Source organism: Ruegeria sp. HKCCD8929, from assembly GCF_013031405.1.
In the GTDB taxonomy this organism is placed as follows: domain Bacteria; phylum Pseudomonadota; class Alphaproteobacteria; order Rhodobacterales; family Rhodobacteraceae; genus Ruegeria.
Genome location: NZ_WPZY01000044.1, coordinates 1 through 23848 on the forward strand (window position 1 = coordinate 1; position 23848 = coordinate 23848).

Consider the following 23848-nt stretch of genomic DNA (forward strand, 5'->3'; position numbering starts at 1 on the left):
CACACTGACAACCATTTGGGAATCCCCCGATTCAAGTTTTCGGCGGGATGCTTTAGTTCCGCTTTTTGAGAGCCTTAGGAACAGCCAAAACCCAATAGTTAGAAAATGGGCCAACGACTGCGTCCGGAGCCTAACCACAAGTATTGTGCAAGAAGAAAGAAGGGAAGCAAATCGGGAAGCAGAGCTACGAGGATAGCATTCCTTAGATATATCATGTCTGCTTTGAAACCGAAGCGGCTACACATCCTTTGGTGTTTGAACGGCAGCTTTGGGCCGTTACGCGAAGTGCTTCGCACCGGCCACGCAAATCACGACGAAAACCGTTACCCCGATCATCGAAGGCGCGACCGGTTCCGCTAGTAAGGCCGCTGCAAGGATCAAGCCGAAAAACGGCTGAAGCAGTTGTAGCTGCCCAACACCTGCTGTGCCCCCGCGAGCCAGACCGCGATACCAAAACACAAATCCAACCAGCATCGAAAAAATGGAGACGTATCCCAAACTGAGCCAGACAGGCATGCTCAAATCGGCAAATGTGTCAGGCCATGTGAAGATTGCGAGAATGACCATGAACGGTGATGACAAGACAAGCGCCCAGGAAATGACCTGCCAGCCGCCCAATCGACGCGAGAGCAGCGCCCCTTCGGCGTAGCCCAATCCGCAGGCGAGGATGGCCGCCAGCATAAACAGGTCTCCAATCAGGGACACTTCTGCACTTTGCGTGAGGGCAAAACCAACGACGGCCGCACTCCCCAAGACGGAAAACAACCAGAACATTCCGGCCGGACGTTCGCCGCCGCGCAACGCGCCAAATGCAGCGGTACTCAAGGGCAAAAGCCCGATGAAGACGATTGAATGCGCAGCCGTGATGTGCTGAAGGGCCAAGGCTGTCAGCAGAGGAAAGCCGATCACGACGCCCAAGGCCACTGTTATGAGGGATCCCAGATCCGCCAGCGAAGGTTTAAGCTGTTTGAATAAGACCAGCAAACACAGTGCCAGAGCTGTCGCCAGCACGGCACGAGCCGAGGTCAGAAAAAGAGGGTCAAATCCATTTATGGCCACTCGTGTCGCGGGCAAGGACCCACTGAAGATCAGCACACCGATCAATCCACTGCCCCAACCCGAAAATGAAGACGTCATCGCCACACAATCCTTTTTGGATCTTGTAGTGGAAGCGCTGTAGTAAATGCAGATACAGAACAGTACAGTTCACTCGAACTGTAACGATAGATGAACCCAAACAGATTGATTGTACCATGGCCAAAGCGACCCGTCGCACACTCGTGATGGACCATATCACACGCAGGATACGGTCTCGTACATATAGCGCAGGAACCAAGCTGCCGTCTGTCCGGGTGCTCGCACGTAGATTGGGCGTCTCACCCTCGACCGTAGTTGAGGCCTACGACGTCTTGGCCGCTGAGGGCGTTATCTTTGCCCGACGCGGTTCTGGTTTCTTTGTTTCCGACCGCGTTCAGCCCTTTGTCGTGTCGCAAACCGGGCCACAGCTTGAGCGAGAGATTGATCCGCTTTGGGTCGCTCGGCAATCCATTGATGCGGAAGACAGCATGGAGAAGCCCGGATGCGGGTGGATGCCGTCAGACTGGATGCCTCTGGAGTCACTGCGTCGGGCCATGCGTAATGTGGCACGGGGCAACAGCAATGTGTTGACCGACTACAGCAATGCAAAGGGGCATGCGGGCCTGCGCCAACACGTGGCACGCATGTTGGGCGATCAAAATATAGACGTCGACCCAAACACCGTTTTGCTTACAAATTCTGGGTCACAAGCGCTGGATTTGATCTGCAGATTGCTGCTCAAGCCGGGTGATACAGTTCTGGTGGACGATCCGTGCTATTTCAATTTTCAAGCCCTCTTGCGTGCGCATCAGGTCGCACTTGTTAGTGTGCCCTACACGCCCAATGGTCCCGATCTCACGATATTCGAAAGCGTTCTACGCAAAGAGCGTCCCCGGCTCTATCTGACCAACTCGGCATTGCACAATCCAACTGGCGCGACGCTCTCAGCAGCGACCGCGCATCGCGTGCTATCTCTGGCCGAGACCCATGATCTGCTTATCGTGGAAGACGCTATCTTTGCTGAGTTCGAGCCGGACCTGTCTCCGCGTCTAGCCGCGTTGGATGGGCTGGACCGTGTTCTCACGATTGGCAGCTTCTCCAAGACGCTTTCGGCGTCGCTACGATGCGGATACATAGCTGCCAGGCCTAGCTGGATTGCCGCCCTGACCGACCTTCAGGTCGCAATCAGCTTTGGTGGGCCGAGCCCGATGGTATCAGAATTGCTGCACGCAGCCCTCACCGATGGGAGCTACCGCAAACATATGGATACGCTGAGGGCCAAACTGGATCGCGCCCGCGCGCGTTCTATCGATGAGTTGGGCACCCTAAACATCAAGCCCTTCGTGTATCCCAAGGGCGGATTTTACCTATGGTGTGAGCTGCCAGACGGAAGGGATTCGGCCATGCTGGCACGGGAAGCTCTCAAACAAGGCGTTGTGCTTGCCCCGGGAAATGTCTTCAGTCCGACCCGGTCCAAGAACTCGTTTATGCGCTTCAACGTGAGCCAGATGACGGGAGTGACGCATAAAAGGCTGCTTCGTGAGCTGATGAGTGCGGCCGAGCCACAATGACCGCTTTGCGGAAGCTGCATTGCAGCGTTGTTTGATGAAGCAAATGTCGGCATTGGGCCGAACCAAGAGTTTTCTAGGTCTGCTAGTATGCCCCTGAGGCGTATATGAAGAGCCTAAGGCGGCCGTGATGATTTTGAGAGTTTTCTCGGTCGACCTTTGTAACCCACGATCAGCTTTTCATCCTCGAGCAGACGTAGCGCCGTTTCCCAGTGGATTTTGAGTTTTCGCGCCACCCTGTTGATTACTTGGGTCTCTGTCCAGATGCGGCGCAGTTTATGTTTTGGCACTTTGGGTCTGCGAACCCCACGCTGTACCTCAAAGCCTCGTTCCCTAAAGAGTTTGGACAGTGTTGCAGGCTTCATCCCGTTTGCGTTGGCAATATCTGAGCAGGTTTTTCCCTTTTTATATTGCCTATAGAGGCGTTGAACATAATCGACGCCAAGCAAGTCCAAGAGCCGTCGCACAACCAACGGGCTAATTCCGAGCCGCGTGGCAAATTCCTTATGGGTTTTACTTTGTCTAAGCAAAGCGAGGAGTTTGCGGCGCAGGTATGGCTGCCACGCATTTGGCGTCTCTCGCAGGAAAATAGTCGGAACTCTGCCACATTTTATTTCGACTATTGTGCTCAAGCCTAACCCAGTTTCTTCAACGTCAGATACCTCTATTTGCGTCTCTTGGCGCAAAGCCGTCGGCGTTACAGCAACTTAGCTGATTGTCTTCCGACATTGCATTGGAATTTTGAGGCGCAAATACGTAAACATCAGAAATTAAACAATAAAAATGACACCTGTAAAGTCATTTGTTAGATTTCGTTAACTGGAATCAGTCGGAACATTTGACATGACCGGGAATTTGATTGTCGATCTCGCGAAACATGAGCAGATCAAGTGTGACCTTCGGCTAAAGGGCAGTTCACTGGCTAAGCTGAGCCGAGATATCGGCCGTTCCATCAGCTCAGTGTCTACTGTGTCACAAGGATACAGGCGCTCTGACTACGTCCAGAAAGCCATAGCAGAAAAGCTTGGGACAACGCCCGAGGCTCTGTGGCCGGAACGTTACGAATAACGGAGGTGCCTGCAGATGAATTAGCAACAGCATTAATAGGAAGAAAGGGTAAGGCCCCGAGGGCGGCAACCCACGAGGCCTTTGAAATCAGTATCGATAGTTCACCGATACACCTTCTTCCCCCGCCATGATCGCAAAGTCAACTGTTTCGTCGTCGCTATTGGCGATGAGATGGCTTGGCTTTGCCCGAGGAACACCAAAAGAGGGTGGAGAGGCACGATCAGCCCAAGCTGGTCGGCGCTCCAAATCACAGACATGAAAGATGAAGAGTTCACACTGACGGGCGAGATGTCGCCTGAGCCCAGCCGTGCGACACGGGGTATCCCCCGGAGATCGACGCATAGCTCCAGAGGCGGAGTTGTCATGCAATTGCCTGGGCAAAAACGCCCGAGGGTCGTTCAATTTGAAAGCAAACTGGAACAGCGAGTGTTGTTTCTGCTACTGGCTAACCCTGCGGTGGCTAACGTTTGGGAGCAGCCACAACTCATCAGCTACCGCGATCAATCAGGCAATCGGAAAACTCACTTCATTGATTTTTTAGTGGAGCTAAAAAACGGTCGTCGATTGGCCATAGCGGTGAAGCCGTGGAAGGTGGTGTTGGAGAAGAATTTCTGCCGCGAGCTGCAGCAGATCCGCGCAGCTATGCGCAAGGATTTTGCCGATGACATCGTGTTAGTGACGGAGCGCGATTTCACCCGCGCAGAGGCCCTAAACGCACAACGTTTCGTTGAGTTCTCAAAGACGCGAAATTCGGAGCATCAGGCTCATCTCAAATCCATCACCTGTGACGTCTGTTTTCCAGTCACGGTCAACGAGATGTGCCAGTTGTTGGGGCTCGGTGGCGCAGGGTTCAGGAGCATTGTGATTGGGATCTTTGAAGACATACTCACGGCCGACAGAAAGCACCTGATTGATCTCGACACTTTGCTTTCGAAGGGAGGTGTAAAATGAACCTGCCTTTCAGAGTGAGTGTCTTTGGCCTTCTGACGGTAGATGGCCGGAAGTACAAATTAGACCGGAAAACTGACTTTGGTTACTACTTCGAAGATTTTGATGAGACTGGCCGGAACCTGTCTCTCACATTCGACGAATTTGCCGACCTTCTTCAAAGGCCCGATGTGACCTTTGATCCCGGATATTACCTACCTGAACGCCAGGACTTGCGAATGAGTGCGGGTGTTGAAGCAATAGCAAGCTTGCCAGATGACGTGAGATCCGAAGTAGTCTGGCGCTTCTCCTGGGTCGACGGGTTTTACCAGTTCGAGCGTGTCGATGAGGCGAAGCGGACAGATTTCTCACTACAGAGTGTCATTCCTTCCATCGAGGCCCATGTGAACAAACAGGCACGGGCTGCCCAAAGCAATTGGCGGAATCCGAGGGCCGGAAAGAAGAACGTTTATCGGGACCCACCCAGTCCAAGAACCTTAAGAGAATGGGTGAAACGATACGAGAAAGCAGGCGGCTCTCCGCTTGCTTTGATCCCGGGCACACATAGATCGGGCAACCGAACTGCGCGGTTCTGCCTCGAGGCTTCGAGATTGCTGGGCGAATGCCTCGAAGCCTATTTGACCCGGAAAAGACTAACCAAGAAGAAGGTCGCGGACGTGTGCCGGGACCGGTTCAAAACTGTGAACAAGCAACGAGTGGTGGAGGGTAAGCCGGAGCTCACAATTCCTTCGCGGCGCAAAGTTGAGCGCGCGCTTTCTGAGCTTGATCCGTATTTCACATGCGTCCAAAGGCACGGCGTGGACTACGCCAATCGCAAGTTCGCGCTCTATGAGGAAGGTGTCACAGCTAGCTATCCAATGGAGCGTGTTGAGATAGATGAATGGTGCGTTGATCTAATAACGATACTTGCTGCAAGGGGCGCGCTGGATCATTTGAGTCCCGAAGAGCTCGCCAAGCTGGATCGTGGGCGTCGTTGGCTTTACCTCGCGATCGACTGTGCCACGCGATGTGTGGTGGGTATGAGACTGGCGGAAAAGCCGAATTGCCAAGACGCCCTGGCTCTTTTGTCTGACATCACACGCGACAAATCGGACCTTGCGATTGCGGCTGGCTGCAAATCGACCTGGCATCACTACGGCGGGGTGAGTTCCCTGGTGACCGATCTTGGCGTTGCTTTTGTGGACGATGAGTTTCGAAGTGCGGTCTTTGATGCACATGGAGTTGTTGAGACGCCTCGCGGCGGGCTACCGCGTTTGCGCGGGCGCGTGGAGCGTATCTTTCGAACCTTTGGGACGGCCCTGATGCCGCTCCTCGCCGGTCGCACATTTTCCGATCCTAAAGAGCGAGGAGATTACCCTTCGGAGGAGATGGCTTCTCTTTCAGATGACGTGCTGATGGAAATCCTCATCAGGTTCGTTGTGGACGTGTATCACAACATGCCGCACCGCGGGCTGAATGGCGAAACCCCCAATAATTGCTGGAAACGCCTCGCCGAGAAAATGGGTATTGTCCCCCAGCTCGCCGAAACCACCCGACGCAAAGCCTTCGGTGTGAGGTATCGCAGGCGTGTTTTTGGCAAAGGAGTGAGGCTATTTGGCATTGACTACACCTGCCAGGCACTTCGTGAGTTCTATGTGCACGACCGTCGCCGTCACGTTCATTTAAAAGTTGACCTGAACGATCTCGGTTGGATCATGATTCAGATCGGGAAAAAGTGGTATGCGGCGCGCGCTCTGCAGAAGTGCTTTGACGCCGTATCTTATGAACAATGGGAAGCGACCGCGCGTCAGTTGCGGCTGAAACACAAGGCTGAGGCCGTGCTTCAGGAGAAGACGGTCTCTGACGCGTTGCACGCCATCATCCAAAAGACCTCCGATGAAGAGCGCCGGTTCGGGGCTGTCCTGAAGCGTCAGACACCGGCAGGGCTTAAACGGGCCAGAGAAGACCTGTTCCTGGGTTTGAGCATCGAAACGGATGATCCTGAAAGCTTTGACCTTCCGCCGGAGCCAGATCTATTCGGCCATTTCATCCCGTCAATGGACGAAGGAGAAGACACCACCGAGGACACAGCTGGCCAGGGGCAAAGCCCCACTGGGGATCGTCCCAGAACTTCGAAATGGAGGATTGAAGATGACTGATCTCCGCGGCGACCCGTCTGATGAGATTGACGTCCAGATTGCGCGTCTTCGAGACATGTTCGTTTCACACCAGGTATTCCACGATTTCAAACTTGTTTTTGATCGCCATCTCCGCCGAAGAAGGGCGGCTATCCGATTGGGTAGCCGAAGCGAGGCGCGTGGTCTTGCTCTGATCGGGGCGTCCGGCAGTGGGAAATCCACTCTCGCAGACCGCTTGTTTGACAATCATACTGACCTGATCCTGCCAACGGAGGGCTTGGACGTGGCGGAAGTGATCCGGCTACTGGTGCCGTCACCAGCGACGCTAAAGAACGTTGGCACGACGATCCTGTTCAGTCTGGGGTATCCGCTCGCTCGGGACAAATCGGTTGGGATCATATGGACTCAGGTGCGCCAGTTTCTCCAAATGCGAAGGACCCTGTTTGTGCATCTGGACGAGGCTCAGGACCTTTACATCAGCAAAGGCGTCAAAACCCGCAATGATGTGGTGAACACCCTAAAATCGCTTATGAACGATAAGGACTGGCCGGTTGGTCTTGTTCTGTCTGGCACGCCCGATCTGATCGAGATGATCAATTCTGATGTTCAGCTTAAAAGGCGCATAGATGTTGTGTACCTGGGTGCAGTGAGCTGGATATCCCACGAACCCGAGGTCACAGAGATCTTTACTGAGTTCGTTGAGAAGTCTGGTCTGACACATTCCAGCGAACTTCAACAGAGAGAGTTTCTCAAGCGGCTGGTTCACGCAGGCGGCAATGAGTTTGGGATGATCATCGAAATGTGTCTGAGTGGGATAGAAGAGGCGCTCTACGACGGAGAAACCCAGCTCCGACTTGGACATTTTGCAGAAGCATTCCGGCGCAAGTCGGGGTGTATACCTGCTTTCAACCCATTCCTTGCCCAAGACTACATTAGCATAGATGTTAGGACCATCATGGGCTGGTTGGATCACGGCGACCCCTCGTTGGACAGAGGGTTGCAATGAAACGACAACTCGCTCTCACTCTGCCTCATCATCACATGGAGACGCCTGCTTCCTATGTCGCCCGGCTGTCACGTCGCAATCTTAGTGTTACGAGGGAATTCTGCTCAGATCTGGGTCTGAGATGGCCCCATATCTGCTCGGCTCATCCGGATCAGCTGGAGCGGCTGTCACAACTGGCTGGGGTGCCACTTGAAGCGTTGGAGTTGGCGGCGGCCAGATTGGTTGGCCCCTGTCGGTACCGCGTCGGGCATTCCTTTGCCACCTCCGGTTCGTTCCGCCGGGCTACCACCCGGATTTGTCCGAGATGTATTGTGGAGGCCATGGAGGCTTCAGGCCCCGAGAACGCGTTTCAACTTCTTGAGTGGTTGGTGCTGCCGATCAAGACCTGTGCCAAACATAGCGTACCGTTGCTCCAGCTTCCCAACGCGTCGCATGCGCATCTCACCTACGACGTGGTTGAGCAAGTGACGCGTCACCGGGATCTGATCTTTGAAGCCGCTCAAGACGCAACAAAGCTTGGGCGATCCTCGTTTGAAACCTACCTGAGCCGCCGAATTGAGTTTGGGGTCGCTGATGACTGGTTGGACTCGCTGGAGCTGACGCATCTTCATCAGGCCGCTCTGACATTAGGTATGGCGATTGCTATGGACCGGGGCGTCTACCGTTCGGACTTGGACTTCGAACAAGAGCGTGCTTGCATGTCGGCTGGTTTCGAGGTTTTGAAGAGTGGGCCGGAAGCCCTGAAATTTGAGTTGGAGCGTGCCAGGCGCCGGTCTTCCGCCAAGCGGTCCTATTTCACGACAGATATGGGCGAATTCTACACTTGGCTGAAAGAAACTGAAAAGGACCCGGCGACAGCAGTGCTCAGGGCTTGCGTGCAGGATTTTGTGCGTGAAAACTATCCGCTGCAGACCGGCGCAAAAGTTCTGGGTACGGAAATCTCAGCGCCCAAACTCATCACGCTTGAACGCGCGCGGGAGCTACATGGGGTCGGCGAGGTTCGGGTGCGAGGTATTCTCGCCCATCTTCGCGGTATAAATGCGAGCGACCTGTCATACATGAAAGATGTCAGCCATGAGGATCTGGCTGCCGTGCTCGACTTCTGGTCTGGGTTGCAGAATACCAAATCCACCGCGGTCCAGCTGAATATCCATCCGGTCCATGTTAAGGCACTGATCCGGCATAATGTTCTGGAAGCCTATCGTTTTGGAACGTCTCTGCGCTATGTTCCATCGTCCTCGGTACAGACCTTGCTGACTAGGCTTGAAGGCCTGCGCATTGCCTCTGGGGCACGACATAGGTTGCCCCTCTCGGAGTACAGCCGACAGAGCAGGGTGGCCCTGGCTCGCGTTGTCGCCGATTGGGCAGCAGGCCGACTGACCGGCGTTTGGAGAGATCCGGACGTAGAGGGGTTGGCTGGAATTCTTATAGACTGCGCTGAGATCTTAGAAAAATCGGAGCGCGTGTTTTCTGGTGATCTGTCGCTTCTGGATGCAGCGGCGCGCTTGAGAATTAGTATCGGGTCAATCCGGCTCTTGCGGGATTGTGGATACCTTAAGCAGGTAAAGCTGCGAAACCCGGACACGCAGCATTATCGTTACTACATCACTGAAGAGAGTATTAAGGCTTTTGAAAAACACTATGTAACGCTGGGCCAAATGGCAGAGCAGTTTGAGATCGCCGCGATCCATTTGGGTCCGGCACTGGATCGTAGAGAAGTTGAGACAATCCCCTGCGAGGCTGGGTTTGTTCGTGCCTACCCGAACGAGACACGAGATGTGGTTCGGGAACTGATGATTGGGGGGGCAAAACGTCAATCTAAACTGACTGGTTGAGTCAACAAAAGCTGGTAGCGGAGCTAAGTTGATGCTCCGCCGCTCATGCTCATCAGTTTTAGTGGCGGTCCCTCGATTGGGCCAACTACGTTGAATTGCTGAACTGCGAGGTGAAGAAAAATGACTAGCAGTCGAAGAAATCTTACTGAACGGCTTCAACCAATATGGGAGGCTGTAGGCAGGCTGGGTGAGAATATTCCCGAGCTTAATCTACGGGCTTATCTCGATGAGATGTGGAGCGAAGGCGAAACAACTACTGCTTCATTGGGGACCGGAAAGAGCTCCGCTCGACGAGACGAAAAAATTGCGGAAGATCCTGAGGCTCAATTCAAGATGATTGCGGTCGCTTATGCCACTGGAGAAATGGATGAAATCGACCGGGTAGTTAACTACCTAGCATTCATACGCCGCATAAAAAAACAGGGTATTTACGAATTTGGGCACTGCAGTGATGAGGACCCAGATGGGTGACGATACAACCAGAAGGTGGCCCACGTGACACCCCTCAGAGGTGTTCACAGATTTCTGCAGGATTTCTCTTCGCACAAGGTTTACTTGTGCGAGACCTTCAAACTCCAAAAAACTCATCTTTCGGTAACATGAGGGTCGGGTTTGTTTTTCGACAGTGCATCCAATTGCTCAGTCAAAACTAGCCGAAACGCTTCGGCCTCTGACGCTACATTGGTATCTGGAGACGCATTCAATGTAGCTAAAATTCCGTCAATTTCGGCAATCGACGTCTTCAAAATGTCTATTGGATCGCCGCTTTTTTCCTGAAGATTTACTGTATAGTTAGCAAATACGCGGTTTAGCTGGACCAACGCCCAATAAATGGGGCTTTTCTGTTGATCAGAAATTGATTCCGCCAAATCTAGATATTCTTTTGCAGAAATTTCCATTCCGCGCGAACCATCAATACCTAGCTGGTAAATTCGCATCGAGACTATCGCTAAATCAATGCATGTGTTGAAAAGCTCAGCATGGTTGTTGGTTTTTCGATAATATTCAAATGCAGACATCCCAGCGAACAATGCATCCAAGTAGAGCTTGTGGTTAGCAGCTTCGTTTTTCTTATTTAGCCCGGCGAGTTGGCCGTAGCATGCGACCAGATTACGGTTAACCATCGCGTTCTCAGACGGGTAACTGTCTGGCGTAAATCTCTCTAATGATAGGAGGTATAACTTCTTGGCCTTCAGTAGCTTCGCTTTCTTTTTCTCTACAGTTTTTTCAAAGCGCGCCCGAAGTTTCACTGTATTTGCTATGTTGTTGCTGGTCATCGCCAAATCGAAAGGCATCTTGTCTGGATCAATGACCCTTTTTGCTTCGCTGAATGCCTTCTCAGCGAGCTCAAGGTTTTGGATTGCCTCTTTGCCGGTGAGGCTATCTGATAAATGTAGATAAATATTTCCGATATCGTTCTGTACCGCTTGATACTCAATAATTTGGCTATCAGGATTAACCAACGCCAACGCATCTCGCATTAGCTTCAATGCAAAATCGTATCCTTGATGTCCATAACGCTGTCCATAATTGGTCAACATCGGTTCAAGTGTGCTATGCATGTAAACGGCCATCTTATCACTGATCACCAGATAGCTGTTTGCCGCAGTTGAAAGTGTCCTGTAAGCTTTCTCTACGTCGCCACGCAAGAGAGAGATGTTGGCCTCGGTGGTAAGCAGTTTTGTATTCTCATCTAGTGCAGGTTTTAGGGTACTTTCTTGATGAATTTCCTTTGCACTAGAGATTAAAGCCTCTGCCTCTTCCAAATCCAAATTTCTTAGAGCTTCTGAAGCTGCTGAGTGAACATTGTCAACGCGGGGGTTTAAGCCCTTCAAAGCTGCGATCTCAACTTTCAGCCGAGCTAATTCATCAGACTTCAACGTAATATAGTTTACTAAATCGTCCTTTTCGCCCAAGTCCTTACCTCCAAATTTACTGGCAAGTGCTCGGAGCTCCGAAAGTGTCAAGGCCGCGGGCTTGGAAACAGCGGTTTCCAAGCCTCCCATTCGGCTAGCGAGATCTTCCAAAGTACTTCTGATAGCTTCTTGTTCTTCGGACCACTTTTTGCTCGATGATGCTATTTCATTCAGTTTTCGTAGCGTCGCTTTGGTTAGAGGGACTCGAATGGCCGCCTCCAATCGCGGATCGTTACAAAGATCCACCAATATTGGTTGGTATAGTTTCTTGAAAGCTGTGAAGTGCTCTGAGCGAAAGTCTGGATTTCTTGGAATCGATGCCTCAATACGTTTGTAAATCGCAGCTGCATCTAGTCCCACTTCAGCGAGGTCATCTGCATTTAGAATAGATTTTTCCAGCATCTGGGGAAGCAGTAGGCGTGCGTCAGTCGGTTTGTCAAAATATGGTTTTGCAAGTTCTTGGGCGCATTTCCGGTCAATCTCTTTCGCTAGTTTCTTGAGATCAGAGTTTTCGGATGAAAAAACATCAAACACATGTATCAAAGTATCTAGTCCGGCTCCGACTGCAGCGAGACCGGTTGGATCAACTGAAACGGCTGCTAGCGTTACCAAGACCTTGCCGGTCTTTAAAGATTTGTTAAGCATCGTTGCCTCATTAGAACTCAAAGAACGTGTAGAGCACGATACCCCTGCATTCAATCTCAGGTCGCGAAACGCTTCGAAGCTTGCTTGAAACTAGTTGAGTGCGCGACGCACAAAATTATGAAAAGCTCAACAAAAGACATGTGCCCTAGGTTGAAGGTTATGAAGAAGTACGTAGTTAGTTAACGAGCATCCTGCATGAAAAGGCAGCCTTTGGTACTTGTTCCACTGAGCGGTCATCACTCAACCAGAGATCGCTTCACATAAAACCGCTTCAACGATGTTCGCGGTTTGTTATGGCGCGGCAAGTCACCCAATGGTTGCGAAACCAGCCATTTGTGGTGCCAAACCGCCACGACCGCAATTCGGACGAAACCGACGTTGGGACTATGACGTCTAAGGGTAAATGGCCATAGGAAGGACTAGACCCCAAGGAGTTTCCTCAGCAGGTCGCAATTCCTTGAAGCCTGCTTTCCTGTATGCTGCAATTGCGTGAACATTTTCTGGGTGCGGGTCGGTTGCGATCACCGGTGCGCCCTCCTCAAAAAGTTTTTTGACCCTTTGGGTTATGAAGTTCGGTCCGTACCCCTTTCCAGCCATGTCAAATTCGCCAATGAACTGGTCAATGCCGCGCGATCCGTTAGGCAGATCAAAGAAATGATGATCATCCCAACCATGAACGGTGTAGTCTTGCATATATGCAAAGGGTTGATCGAAAAAACCGACAATCCACCTAGCAACCCGCGTGTCGTCGAAATCCTTGGTTTCACTGGGCTCAGTCGAATCCCACCATTCTCGGACATGAGGACGCGATTGCCAGTCTAGTAGCAGTTCAAGATCGGCAACTGTAGCACTGCGAAAAGTGAATGGCTCCGCATGTTTCATTTCGAAAAACTAGCACATTTGTAACTAGAAGAAATGGGCTCTTCCTGGACCTAGCAGCCAGAGCAGCAACATAGTGTAACGTGAAAGGTCAACGACGGGTTCGAGAGGAACACGATGCTGGGGCTTCGCTGTTGCTCTATCATATTGCGCCAAAGGACCATCAGAACACGCCAAAGGGTTTCAAGCCTCTGGCGCGGTGGAAATCACATGCGAATATAGGATGCGCTAATACACTCGCTTCAGGAGGCGAAATCGCCAAACCGTCTTTACCCAATGGCCAAATCCATCACACAGTTGGCCAAGTTGTTGAAAATCTCACCCGAGCAGGTGTTTCTCCGAGCCGGGTTCCCGCGTGATTTCCTGCGCAACGAAAGCAAGGGGGTGACGCCCGCACAGGTGTTCGATCTGTGGCAATCGGTTGAAACAGAAGCTAAACGCCCAGATTTGCCGCTCATCTTGAGCAAACTCTTTGCTCACGCGCCATTCACGCCCGCGATGTTCTCTTTCTCCTGCTCACCCGATGTACGTACCGGGCTTCAACGACTGTCGGTGTTCAAACCGCTGATGGCACCGATCACTCTGGACCTCTCCGAGGACGACGATTGCCTGCATGTTGCCATCGGCTCAGTCGATCCCACCATTCCAGTCCCACCGCGAATGCTCTGGTTCGAAGCGCTTTACCTGCTGGAGTGTGCCCGTTGCCACACTGCCGAGCATATCGTGCCAGCACACGTGAAGCTTCCAGTCATTGAACATCCGGGTGAGGAAGTACTTTCGTATCTGGGACGCCACCCAACGCCCGGCGCAAGCATTTCACTTCGTCGCGAAGACGCGGACCTACCCCTGATCACTGAAAACGAGGAAGCCTGGCCGGAATTTGAGAAGCAACTTCGTCGCAAGATGGTGACTCATGAAACAGACACGCCCATCGTGATGCGCGCCAAGCGGGTCCTACATGACATGTTGCCTTCGGGTGAGGCAAATATTGAGGCGATGTGCAAGAGGATGGCCATGTCCAAGCGCACGTTGCAACGCCAACTGAAGGAGCAAGGCGAGACCTTCCAAACTCTGCTGGAATCAACCCGTTTAGAACTGGCGATGCACTATCTGAGTGAGGAGGAGCTGAACGTCGAGGAGATCTCCTATTTGCTGGCATACCGCGAGCCGAACTCATTCTATCGCGCGTTCCAAGGCTGGACCGGCATGACCCCGGCCGAGGCGAGGGATATGTCGGAACTTAGTCCGCGCCCGCAACGAAAATGAACAGCCGCGCAATCGTACGCTCCAGTCTGCGTTTGTATCCGGAGATACCGAACGCATCGACTCGGGCCGAACGGTGCAACTGATCCGGGACAAGACAAGCTGTCCAAAACAATTGGAGTAAATAATGGCAAACACACAGCAAGTTGCGCTCGTTACCGGTGCATCGTCGGGCATGGGTAAAGTGATCGCTCAGCAACTGATCAAGGATGGATTGACTGTCGTCGTCGCAGCCCGACGGGTGGAGCAAATGGACGATCTGAAAGCGCTCGGCGCGCATCCTGTTGCCATGGATGTCTCAGATGAGGCCAGTCGCAAATCCGCTGTCGCTGAGATCACCATCAAGTTCGGCGGCGCGGATGTGCTGGTGAACAATGCGGGTTTCGGACTTTATGGTGCGGTCGAGGACGTGCCGATCGAGGAAGCACGCTATCAGATGGACGTGAATCTGTTCGGTGCTGCCGCGTTGATACAGGAACTGCTTCCCTACATGCGCGAGAAACGTGCAGGCAAGATCATCAACATAACGTCGATGGGTGGCAAGATCTATACGCCCTTGGGTGCTTGGTATCATGCCTCGAAACACGCTCTCGAAGGTTTGTCTGACTGCCTGCGCCTTGAGCTGAAACAGTTTGGTATTGACGTGGTTGTGGTCCAACCCGGCATCATTCAGACCTCTTTCGGAAATGTTGTCGAAGGCCCGATGCTGAAGTTTTCGGGCAATACGGCTTATGGAGCGATGGCCAAAACCGTCGCCAAGGCAACCGCCGAAAACTACAAGGATGGTGGCGGCTCGTCCCCACAGGTGATTGCCGATGTTGTGTCCCGGGCGGTGAAGGCCCGCAGACCCAAGACCCGCTACGCCGCCGGAAAATACGCAAGCTTGATGATGGGCGTCCGTAAATGGTTGGGCGACCGTGCTTTCGACCGCATGGTCATGTCGATCGCTCGCTGATCCTGCTTTCCCCAACTCGCTCCGACCGAACACTTAAGGACAATTAGATGAAAACCGACGACGCCATTACTCACCTGAACCCGCAGAAATGGGCCGCTACCTCCCCCGCCGAGCGGTTAGCCCTACTGGAAGCTGTGCGCGAAAACCTAAAGAAATTTGGCGGTGAACTCGCCGCCTCGGACACCGCCATGAAGAATGGTCAGATGGGCGAAGAGATTTATACCGACCCGCTATCAAAGATCGCCACGATTGTTCCAATGGCCAATACCATTTCTGCCGCCATCGACGTTTATGAAGGCATCGTGCATGGAAAGATGCCAGAGCCGATCAGCATCACCAAAGTTGGTAATGATCGCTATGACATTGCGGTCTTCCCAATCGACACCAAGGACAAGCTGATGAACGGCGACCGGAAGGATGTCATTCGGGTCAAGGGCGAACCGAAGCAAGTGAATCCGATAGATAAACCTGCCGGTATCACCGCCGTATTGGGCGCGGGGAACTATTCGTCGTCCTTGGAGATGCTCAAGGCAATCTTCTTCGACAACAAGGTTGTGGTGCACAAACCTCACCACCTGAATGCCGAGAGCGATAAGGTTTGGGAAAAGGTCATGACCCCGCTGATCGATCATCAAGCCCTGACTTTCGCCGATCACGATCAAGGCCGTGTGCTGACGACCGATACCAGGATCGACAAGATCTACTTCACGGGTGGTGCAGGTACCGCCAAAGCGATCCAAAGTGCCACCCAAGCCGAATTGATCTCCGAATGCGGAGGCAACAACCCGGTGATCATCGTGCCGGGCGACCGCCCTTGGACCGATAAGGAAATCGCTCATCAGGCGCACCAGATCGTCACAATTAACAAGCTCAACGGTGGTGCAGTCTGCGGTCGAGTTCAAACTTTGGTAACGTCGAAACACTGGGCCCAGCGGGATCAGTTCCTAGATGCCATTCGAAAGGCGATCGTCGAAGACACGCCCGCCGAGGGCACCTACTATCCGGGGGCTGGCGAGGTGAAAGACGGGTTCCTCAACGCCTATCCGCAAGCTGAGCGGCTGTCACCGGAGGGCGGTCTGTTCAAGGCAGCTGAAAACCTGCTGATCACCGGGATCGAAGTGGACAGTTATGGCACGCGCAACGAGGCCTTCTGCCAGATCACAGGTGAGGTGCCGTTGGACGTGCCTGCCAACGCTGCTGAATTCCTGCCCGCTGCAGTTGCCTTCTGCAATGAAAAGCTGCTTGGCACGTTGGGCAGCGCAATCCTGATCGACGAGGACACCAAGAAGACGCATAAGGCCGCTCTGGACCGAGCGGTAACTGAAATGGAGTATGGTGCAATTGCCGTAAACGCCATGCCACCCTTCATCTTCCTTTCGCCCTGGCTGACATGGGGCGGCAACGAAGAAGGCAAGGAGTTCGTCTCGGGAGTAGGCAACTTCGGCAACGCCATGTGCTTCGAGAATGTCGAGAAATCTATCTTGACTGCTGGCTTCATGTCGCCCGGTCACATGATAAAAACCAACAAGGGTGCCTTTGACACGCTGGCTACGGAAATGGCCAATTATGCGGTTGAGCCATCCTGGCGAAACCTAACATGCCTAATGGGTGGTGCTATCATAGGCGGTTTCCGTCGGAAGGATTTCTGAGGCCAGTAACCCTTAGCCACGGTGCGTTGTACGTGATGAGCCTACTGCCATCTTGGCGGTAGGGTTTGAGGTTGTGGGCACTTTTCAACATGCTGAATTGGGCGGTTTTGCGCCTCTCGCGACCATTGGGAGCAGGCAGTTACCTACAAATAGAGGCGTTTAATTACGACAAGGGAGACCTACACCGGACGTTCAACTCGAGATTTGAGATTTCTGTGTTGGTGGGCAGATTAGCCATTCGTTGACTGCTTGCTTTCAGTTGGCATTGTCTCTTAGACGATCCACCCAAAGACATACCCCGCTCCAATCGAGCCAAGAACAGCAAGCAGCAGATATAGCATGAATGGCTTCGGTTTGAGCACCGGTGCGATGGCCATTGCACCCCAGATGCTGACTACGCCACCCGATACAAGGAAAGCCATCGCTGCGCCTTCGGACATGCCGTTGTCGATCAGCCCTCGCGTCAGTGGGAGTGCCGCGTACCCGTCGATATAGGCTGGGGCACCAATGAAGACAGCGGCGGGTATGGCCCACCATTTGTCTTCCCCGACATATACTGCCAGCGATCCAGGCGTCAGTGCCGTGTTCAGGGCGTACTCGGCTGTAAACGCCGGTATCAGGCAAATTAGGATAAGCCGACTGGTTGCCCAGTACTGTTTGCCGAAGGAACGTCGTCTCGCCTCAGACCGCCATACCCAGGGATCAAAGGGCTGACCTTCGCCGCATCGCGCAGCACTCAGTTGGCGAGCGAGATCATTATCGCGAAGCGCATTCATTGCCCAAGGCGCCCTGGAAAATAGACCGGTAATCGCGCCCCCGAATACACCCAATCCGAAAGCTGCAAGAGTTTTGCCAATCGCAAAGCTCAGACCCAATGTTGCGGCGGTGGTCGCGAGCATCGCCGGGTCCGTTATCGGAGAAGACAGCCAGAATGCCATGATCGGTGCAAGCGGTACACCCGCAGCCAGCAACCCAGCCATTAACGGCAACACGGTAACACCGCAGACGGGCGTAACGGCTCCGATCAGCGACGCGGCCAACACCGATCGAAATGCCCTGCCCTCAAAGGCAGCAGCAATATGAGAGTCCGCGCTGCTGGCAATGATCCAGGCCGCAAGGATGATACCCGGAATGACGATTGGCGCGACGACAATCAAGCCCAAGACGACAAACTTTGCAGCGTTTGCCGCGTGTTCCGGCCAAACAAGACAGACACCCGACAACAGCACCAGAGAAACGCCCCACATCAGATTTTTCCGGGTAGATGGTCGATGGGCAGCGGTTTGATCGGACATTACCTACTCCTTTGAACTTGAAAATTAGAGTGGCACGAGCCATCTTTGAAACGAATAGTTTCAATTTCAGATATTGGAAAAACAGATGGAGAATCTGGATAGCGATCTTTTGCGAACCTTCGTCGCCGTGGCTGAGGCTGGCAGTGTCACGGATGGTGCAGCTCGTATCCACCGGTCCCAATCTGCAACGAGCCTTCAGATCAAACGCCTGGAATCCATTCTGGGCCGCCCTGTTTTTGATCGGCATGGTCGCGGGGTTGTGTTGAGCGATGCGGGGCAGACGTTGCTGTTCGTTGCGAAAGACGTGACGGCCCGCCTCGACGCGGTACAGCGGGAGATTTCACACAATTCTGTGAGCGGAAAACTACGCTTGGGCATACCCGACGATCACGGGCGCGCCAAACTCGCGACGATTATTGCGGCGTTTACCAGTCATCATCCTAAAGTCGAACTGGAGGTCACCTGCGCCTTGAGCGCACATTTTCCTGATGCGCTCGACAAAGAGCTGTTGGACCTTGCGGTTTACGAGGTCGAAACTCCATCTGGTTTTGAGGAACTCCTTTATGAAGACCCGACTTGTTGGGTGTCTTCGGCACATCGGGATTTTTCAGTCGAAGAAGTCCTACCGGTGGCCCTTTTCGATGAAGCGTGTTGGTGGCGCGACGCGGCAATCAGTTCCTTACATTCCCGTAGAAAGCCCTACCGTATCGTCTATTCAAGCCAAAGCGTTTCTGGCGTGATTGCAGCTGTAGAGGCAGGGATCGCGGTTGGCTTGCTGGGCCGGTCGTCGCTTCACATCGGGCTATCCGTGGTCAACGAGAGGCTGGGATTTGGGAGCACACCTGCCTCCAAACTTGTGATGGCTTCAGGCAGACCGAAAGGGCATGGGCCGCAGGACGCAATGAAAGCTGCTATTCGAACGGCATTCTTGTCCAGAGCGTGATGGGCCGTTCTAGCCCTTTTCCAACCTTCTCTGCATGCAGGATCAATGGCCGCTAGCAGGTGAATTGAAGCAATAGGCGTTGGTCTCGATGATTAGCAGACCACATAACTAGATATCGCTTCACATTATGCCGCTTCAGCGATGTTTGCAGTTTGTTACAGAGAAGCGATTCAGCAGAAATTTGTCTGCGCGCGCCTCGGCATCGGGAAACACGCGCAGACTTTCGAGAAACCTGCCGGGCGTTTGGCCCGGCATGATGGGCTCCGACGGGTTCGCCGTCCTCCCCATCACCGCGCTTGATCCGCCCCACCGTGCGGCGTCTCCTGCGGTCCCCGCGCTTGATGGGTCCGGGTCCCCAAAAACAATTCCAATCAGCCGTGAGGGTTCAGGAAGTGAAGGCCTCATTTTCAGTGATCTTTTCAAACGCGGGTAAGAACGCGTCATGGTGCAGCGACAGGTAGCGCGTGATCTGCTCGCTGCGCATCAGCTTCGCGATGTACCCGCGTGTCAGGACCAGATCGAGATGATCCGCGCCGTAGCTGTCTTCTACAAGGCGGACCTCGCGTTCCAAATTGGCAGACTCGCGCTCCATCAGCTCCAGCTGTTCGCGCGAAATGCCTTTGATCTTTTTCGGCGTTGCCGCCGACACTAACTGGTTTTCGGGCGTCGCGGCCAGAAGCGAACGGGCATAGTTGATCGTGAACTTGTTCATGGCGACCATGAGTTGCGCCGCTTCAATCTGGCGGATTGGCTTCATCTTTTTCAGAATCTGAAACCCGGTCAAAGCCACTTGTTTGTCTTTCAGTAGTTCCGCCGCCTCTTCGCAGATACCATCCAGAAGCTGGCGTTTCTGCTTCAAGGTCTTGATGTTGACATTAAGCGCGCTCGCCAAACGGGCTTCCGGTACGCCAAGAGAGAGGGCTCTCAGGATCATCTTGTGCTCTTGAATGGTCGCGAGACGAGAGATGCGTTTGTTGTAGGTGAAGGCTTCGTCGTCCGTGGAGACAAGACATCGCGCATGTGTCTGACCCTGGTCTTTCAAAACCTCAAGGCGTAGATGCCCATCAAGCAGAGTGTATTGACCAGCGTTGTATGGGTCGCGTGACACAACAATAGGTTCAACAAGGCCAATTTCCTGAACGGATGCGGCGATCTGTTTGAACTTGATGCTGGCCTTCTTTTGCGGCGTGAGCACATAGAGCGGCGCGATGTTCTCGAATGAGAGTGTCACCAGCTCCTGTTCAAAAGCAGCTGCAACCGTCCGTTCTTTCCTGGTCACCGTCATGCGGACACCTCCTCGGATTGCGCCAACCGGTCTGCAACCTGCTTTGGCAGATTGGTTAGCCCTTCGGCGCGAAGCAAAGTGACGAAGTTTTCGTCAGTCATCAGGGTCTTGAGCGCTTGTGTCAGAAAGAGCAGCTCGCTGCGCGTTGCACTTGCTTTTCTCAGCAACACCTTCTTTTTCTCGACATCGTTTTCATAAGTTTTGAGCAGACTTTCGACCGACAGGCTTTTACGCGGTCGTTCGCCAGTGGGCGCGCGGCCCTTGCCATGCTTCTGGCGCGCCTCAACCAGACGCTTGGCCGCCAGGAGTCTGCCGCCGCGCAGAAGCTTTTTCTCATAAGCTTGCCTCAGAACACGTTGCACGCCGACGTCATCTGCGTCCGCAATGTCAACGGCAACACTGACCGGAATCTTACCGCTTTCCACTGCACGCAGAAGGCGGTGTTCGTGACTATCCAGAAGTTTAATGACGCCGTGGACATACTTCTTGGACAGCTGAGTCTTGGTGGCGATTTCAGTTTCAGAGTAACCTCTTTCTTTGAGGCGCCCAATGTCTCTGAGCAAGTCCAGCGAATGGTGGTGCCTGCGCGCCAGGTTTTCCACCAGGCTCATAACAAGGCAATCTTCGCTGCTGGCATCTATGACGATCGCCGGTATTTCAGATTGGCCAAGAACCTTGAATGCCTCAAGACGGCCCTGGCCGCAGACCAATTCGTATGCTGGCTCACTTCCGTCCTCAGTCTCACGCGCAGCAACCGTTATGGGTCTTTTCAACCCAAGCTCCGCGATGTTCGCGGTAATCTCGTCGAACACCTTTTTGTTCCTGAGCCTTGGGTTGACGACGGTAATTGCATCGACAGGAACAAGAACAGTGTGTCCGACCGGCGCATGGTCCATCACGCTGCCTCCAGTATTGGCGTACGTGCGGCCATGTCGAAGAAATGCGCCAGGTTGTCGAAGCGGAATGCATCAAGGGACAAACCGTTGTTCTCCGCCAAGCGCAGCTTTGATTTGGTCAGGTCAAAGGTAGGCAGCAAGTAGTAGTCGAGCGGCGTTCTGTTTGCCTGCCCCATCCTGACGACGATGGACATGTCGGGGAGCTGACCGGTGTTCAGTCGAATGTTCCAGCGATACGCGCCTGCGCCTGTTTGCATGCAGCGTGCGATGACAATGGAAACGGTGAACTCGTCGTTGATGATGAGAATATCTGCATTGTGGCTTTGAACGACGTCTCCGCCACCGGCTTCGACCCCGGCGATGATGTCCCGGACGATGTCGGAATGCAGGCTGCGCAATCGTCTGTTGATCTTAATGTAACGGTAATCTCTGTCAGGCTTGAAGCCGACGAGGCTATAAGCACGCAACAGGCTACCAAATCTATTCTGGTAGGCACCGCTTGATGGAAGCTTTGGCGCTTCATTGATGACAAAGCCCGAGAGGTAGCCGTTTTCCTCCAAAACCTCCTTTAGCCGATCCAGCATTTCTTCGTCGGACAGCACATGCGAGCGGGCTGCAATGATTGCTCCGGCAGCGTCGAACAGGTCGGCGTCAACGATTGCTTCAAAGGCACCAACAGCGCGGACCCAATTTTCCGGATCGTTCCGAACATGGCGTTTCTTGAGTTTGAAGGAATTGCGGTTCCAAAGATTATTCCCGATGTATTTTTCGTTGGTCAGAATTTGACGCACAACCGCCGGTGACCAATCCCGATCCAGATCGGTTCGAATTTCGCGCTGATTCAGGTCTGACGCAATCTCAGCTTCAGACCAACCGTCGTTCACAAACCTCAAGAAGATCTGGTTCACTATTGCGATTTCATCAGCGGGACCCGGAACAAGTGTTACCCGGTCGGTCTGAATACTCTTATGTTCACCTCGCGAAAGAATGCCCTTGGTACGTCCGGCTTCATCAATCAGCATCCGCCGCAACCCGAACCCGGCTGCGCCGCCTTGTCGATAGCCCAACTCGATCAGGCGCTGCTGCCCCGCAAAGACCTTTTGCGAAAGCTCACGACTATATTCGCCTGCCATTGCCCGCTTTAAACCTTTGACGACGGTGGACATTGGGCTGCCATCATTCTCGAACTGTTCCGCGCAGTATTCGACCGAAATGCCCGCCCGTTTGCAGATATACTCGTAGTAGGCGCTTTCATCCGCGTCTTGGAAGCGCCCCCAACGGCTGACATCGTAAACGAGAACAGTTCCGAATTCGGTCTGACCAGTTTCGATGTCGTCGATCAATTGTGATAGGCCTGCGCGGCCTTGAATTCTCAATCCACTTTTGCCTGCATCAGAATAGGTTCGGATAATTCTGTAGCCGCGTTCATCGGCATAGCGCTGGATGGCGTCGGCCTGGTTTTCGGTCGAGTAGCGCTGATGCTCTGTCGACATGCGAACGTACTGTGCGGCGTTCCGGCGGTTTTCCCTGTCTGTCTTGTTCTTCGGCCAACTCAATGCTGCGGCTCCCACCACTCAAATTTGCAAACCTGTACGGGAACTCTGCGATTCCTTTCTCAATCCTAAAGGGAGAGGTCCGGAAACATGTTTCATAAAAAGGGCAACACGTTTCATCGAAAGTGCGACGAGCGCGTTTCGGCGTCAGAATATAGGGAGGCGATCAGCGACGCTCTTTCTCAAGAACTGGGTGGGGCAGGGCGAGCTACAAAATCAACGATGCGGTGGACTGGAGCAAGTGAACGAACGGCTAAGAACTGGATATCTGGCGCATACGGACCAGCAGGCGAGAACCTGATCGCACTGATGAAGCATTCAGACACAGTTCTTGCGGTTGTACTGGAATTGGCGGGACGGAGCGAAGCGATATCGATAGCAAGGCTAAAGCTTGTCAGAGAAGAACTGGCCGGAATTTTGAGTGATTTAGATACGATTTGCGCCGATGAGGACGATCAAAAACCATAATAGACGCTTTCCGTTGCTCCAACGCGATGGAAAGCCTTTGAGTCGCAAATGGCAAAACCCGTGCGCCCATGAAAAATCGAATGACTCAAAATCAATGACTTAGCCGTCGTTGAATGGCAAAACTATGTGTCGCCCGACAACTGTCACGGGGTTGGAGCGGCAAAAAAATGGGAGGGACCCGCGCGCTGTGCGCGTGGGAGGAACCGGGTTTTTTGACGTGAGACGACGCGCCTGGCGCGGCGCTTGCCCCTTGACCGGCCCGACACGGGATGCGGGCGGATCAGGGATGATGGGGCCGGCCTTGGGCCGGGCACAGCAGCTCCACTACAGGATGATGCCAGGGCCGGGGTGAGCGCGTGTCAGCGCGTCGACCCCCTGCCCTGTCTCCTGCTAACTGCGATCCGCGCGCCCCGCGCGGATCTCACTTGACTGTACGGATCCAGCAAATCAGAGCACGCGCCGGGGATCTCCTCTTCCATCGC

Annotated in this window: 19 protein-coding genes; 12 read left to right on the top strand and 7 right to left on the bottom strand. The window is 53.4% G+C overall.

Features of this window, described 5'->3' with window-relative positions; all coding sequences use genetic code 11:
* Positions 1-276 precede the first annotated feature (276 nt).
* The gene (locus GOX53_RS25985; protein ID WP_171181573.1) at positions 277-1137 is read right to left on the bottom strand and encodes a DMT family transporter; all 861 of its coding nucleotides are present in this window, start codon (positions 1135-1137) and stop codon (positions 277-279) included.
* Positions 1138-1283: 146 nt separating this feature from the next.
* Here GOX53_RS25985 and GOX53_RS25990 point away from each other — a divergent pair, with 146 nt between their 5' ends.
* The 7 genes from GOX53_RS25990 (at position 1284) to GOX53_RS26020 (ending at position 10090) form a co-directional block, all read left to right on the top strand.
* A complete protein-coding gene (locus GOX53_RS25990; RefSeq protein WP_171181597.1) occupies positions 1284-2648 on the top strand; it encodes a PLP-dependent aminotransferase family protein in 1365 nt (454 codons plus the stop codon).
* An 840-nt stretch (positions 2649-3488) separates the two neighbouring features.
* Complete coding sequence (locus GOX53_RS30390; RefSeq protein WP_171181575.1) at positions 3489-3713, top strand: helix-turn-helix domain-containing protein; 225 nt, start codon at positions 3489-3491, stop codon at positions 3711-3713.
* 255 nt (positions 3714-3968) lie between these two features.
* Positions 3969-4664 carry a TnsA endonuclease N-terminal domain-containing protein gene (locus tag GOX53_RS26000; RefSeq protein ID WP_171181577.1) on the top strand — a complete coding sequence of 232 codons (696 nt, stop codon included), beginning with the start codon at positions 3969-3971 and terminating at the stop codon, positions 4662-4664.
* Entirely contained in the window at positions 4661-6799 is a 2139-nt protein-coding gene (locus tag GOX53_RS26005; RefSeq protein WP_171181579.1) for a Mu transposase C-terminal domain-containing protein, read from the top strand. Before GOX53_RS26000 ends, GOX53_RS26005 begins: the two co-directional genes overlap by 4 nt.
* On the top strand, positions 6792-7784 hold the full coding sequence (locus GOX53_RS26010; RefSeq protein ID WP_171181581.1) for an ATP-binding protein: 993 nt from the start codon (positions 6792-6794) through the stop codon (positions 7782-7784). Before GOX53_RS26005 ends, GOX53_RS26010 begins: the two co-directional genes overlap by 8 nt.
* 35 nt (positions 7785-7819) lie before the next feature.
* Positions 7820-9619, top strand: a complete 1800-nt coding sequence (locus tag GOX53_RS26015) for a TniQ family protein (RefSeq protein ID WP_254446800.1) — start codon at positions 7820-7822, stop codon at positions 9617-9619.
* 120 nt (positions 9620-9739) lie between these two features.
* A complete protein-coding gene (locus GOX53_RS26020) occupies positions 9740-10090 on the top strand; it encodes a hypothetical protein (RefSeq protein WP_171181583.1) in 351 nt (116 codons plus the stop codon).
* Between the two features lie 113 nt (positions 10091-10203).
* On the opposite strand, the gene GOX53_RS26025 is transcribed toward GOX53_RS26020, so the two are convergent.
* Positions 10204-12180: a hypothetical protein gene (locus GOX53_RS26025; protein WP_171181585.1), complete on the bottom strand. Its 1977-nt coding sequence runs from the start codon at positions 12178-12180 to the stop codon at positions 10204-10206.
* A gap of 393 nt (positions 12181-12573) precedes the next feature.
* Positions 12574-13062 carry a GNAT family N-acetyltransferase gene (locus GOX53_RS26030; protein ID WP_170440552.1) on the bottom strand — a complete coding sequence of 163 codons (489 nt, stop codon included), beginning with the start codon at positions 13060-13062 and terminating at the stop codon, positions 12574-12576.
* A gap of 273 nt (positions 13063-13335) precedes the next feature.
* On the opposite strand from GOX53_RS26030, the gene GOX53_RS26035 reads away from it, so the two are divergent.
* The 3 genes from GOX53_RS26035 (at position 13336) to GOX53_RS26045 (ending at position 16926) form a co-directional block, all read left to right on the top strand.
* A complete protein-coding gene (locus GOX53_RS26035; RefSeq protein ID WP_171181587.1) occupies positions 13336-14325 on the top strand; it encodes an AraC family transcriptional regulator in 990 nt (329 codons plus the stop codon).
* Positions 14326-14449: 124 nt separating this feature from the next.
* Positions 14450-15277, top strand: a complete 828-nt coding sequence (locus tag GOX53_RS26040; protein WP_170440557.1) for an oxidoreductase — start codon at positions 14450-14452, stop codon at positions 15275-15277.
* A 47-nt stretch (positions 15278-15324) separates the two neighbouring features.
* Entirely contained in the window at positions 15325-16926 is a 1602-nt protein-coding gene (locus GOX53_RS26045; RefSeq protein WP_171181589.1) for an aldehyde dehydrogenase family protein, read from the top strand.
* A gap of 272 nt (positions 16927-17198) precedes the next feature.
* Here the strand turns inward: GOX53_RS26045 and GOX53_RS26050 are convergent, their stop codons facing one another.
* Positions 17199-18221: a permease gene (locus GOX53_RS26050; protein WP_171181591.1), complete on the bottom strand. Its 1023-nt coding sequence runs from the start codon at positions 18219-18221 to the stop codon at positions 17199-17201.
* An 85-nt stretch (positions 18222-18306) separates the two neighbouring features.
* Here GOX53_RS26050 and GOX53_RS26055 point away from each other — a divergent pair, with 85 nt between their 5' ends.
* Positions 18307-19164 carry a LysR family transcriptional regulator gene (locus tag GOX53_RS26055; RefSeq protein WP_170449099.1) on the top strand — a complete coding sequence of 286 codons (858 nt, stop codon included), beginning with the start codon at positions 18307-18309 and terminating at the stop codon, positions 19162-19164.
* 385 nt (positions 19165-19549) lie between these two features.
* Here the strand turns inward: GOX53_RS26055 and GOX53_RS26060 are convergent, their stop codons facing one another.
* Genes GOX53_RS26060 through GOX53_RS26070 form a run of 3 tightly spaced genes read right to left on the bottom strand, consistent with a single transcriptional unit; the run spans position 19550 to position 22901 of the window.
* Positions 19550-20449 (bottom strand): plasmid partitioning protein RepB C-terminal domain-containing protein, encoded by a 900-nt coding sequence (locus GOX53_RS26060; RefSeq protein WP_171181593.1) that lies wholly within the window; start codon positions 20447-20449, stop codon positions 19550-19552.
* Entirely contained in the window at positions 20446-21345 is a 900-nt protein-coding gene (locus GOX53_RS26065) for a plasmid partitioning protein RepB C-terminal domain-containing protein (RefSeq protein WP_171181594.1), read from the bottom strand. Before GOX53_RS26065 ends, GOX53_RS26060 begins: the two co-directional genes overlap by 4 nt.
* Complete coding sequence (locus tag GOX53_RS26070) at positions 21345-22901, bottom strand: recombinase family protein (protein ID WP_256415909.1); 1557 nt, start codon at positions 22899-22901, stop codon at positions 21345-21347. Before GOX53_RS26070 ends, GOX53_RS26065 begins: the two co-directional genes overlap by 1 nt.
* Before the next feature lie 87 nt (positions 22902-22988).
* Between GOX53_RS26070 and GOX53_RS26075 the strand changes: the two genes are divergently transcribed.
* Positions 22989-23366, top strand: a complete 378-nt coding sequence (locus tag GOX53_RS26075; protein ID WP_171181596.1) for a hypothetical protein — start codon at positions 22989-22991, stop codon at positions 23364-23366.
* Positions 23367-23848 lie beyond the last annotated feature (482 nt).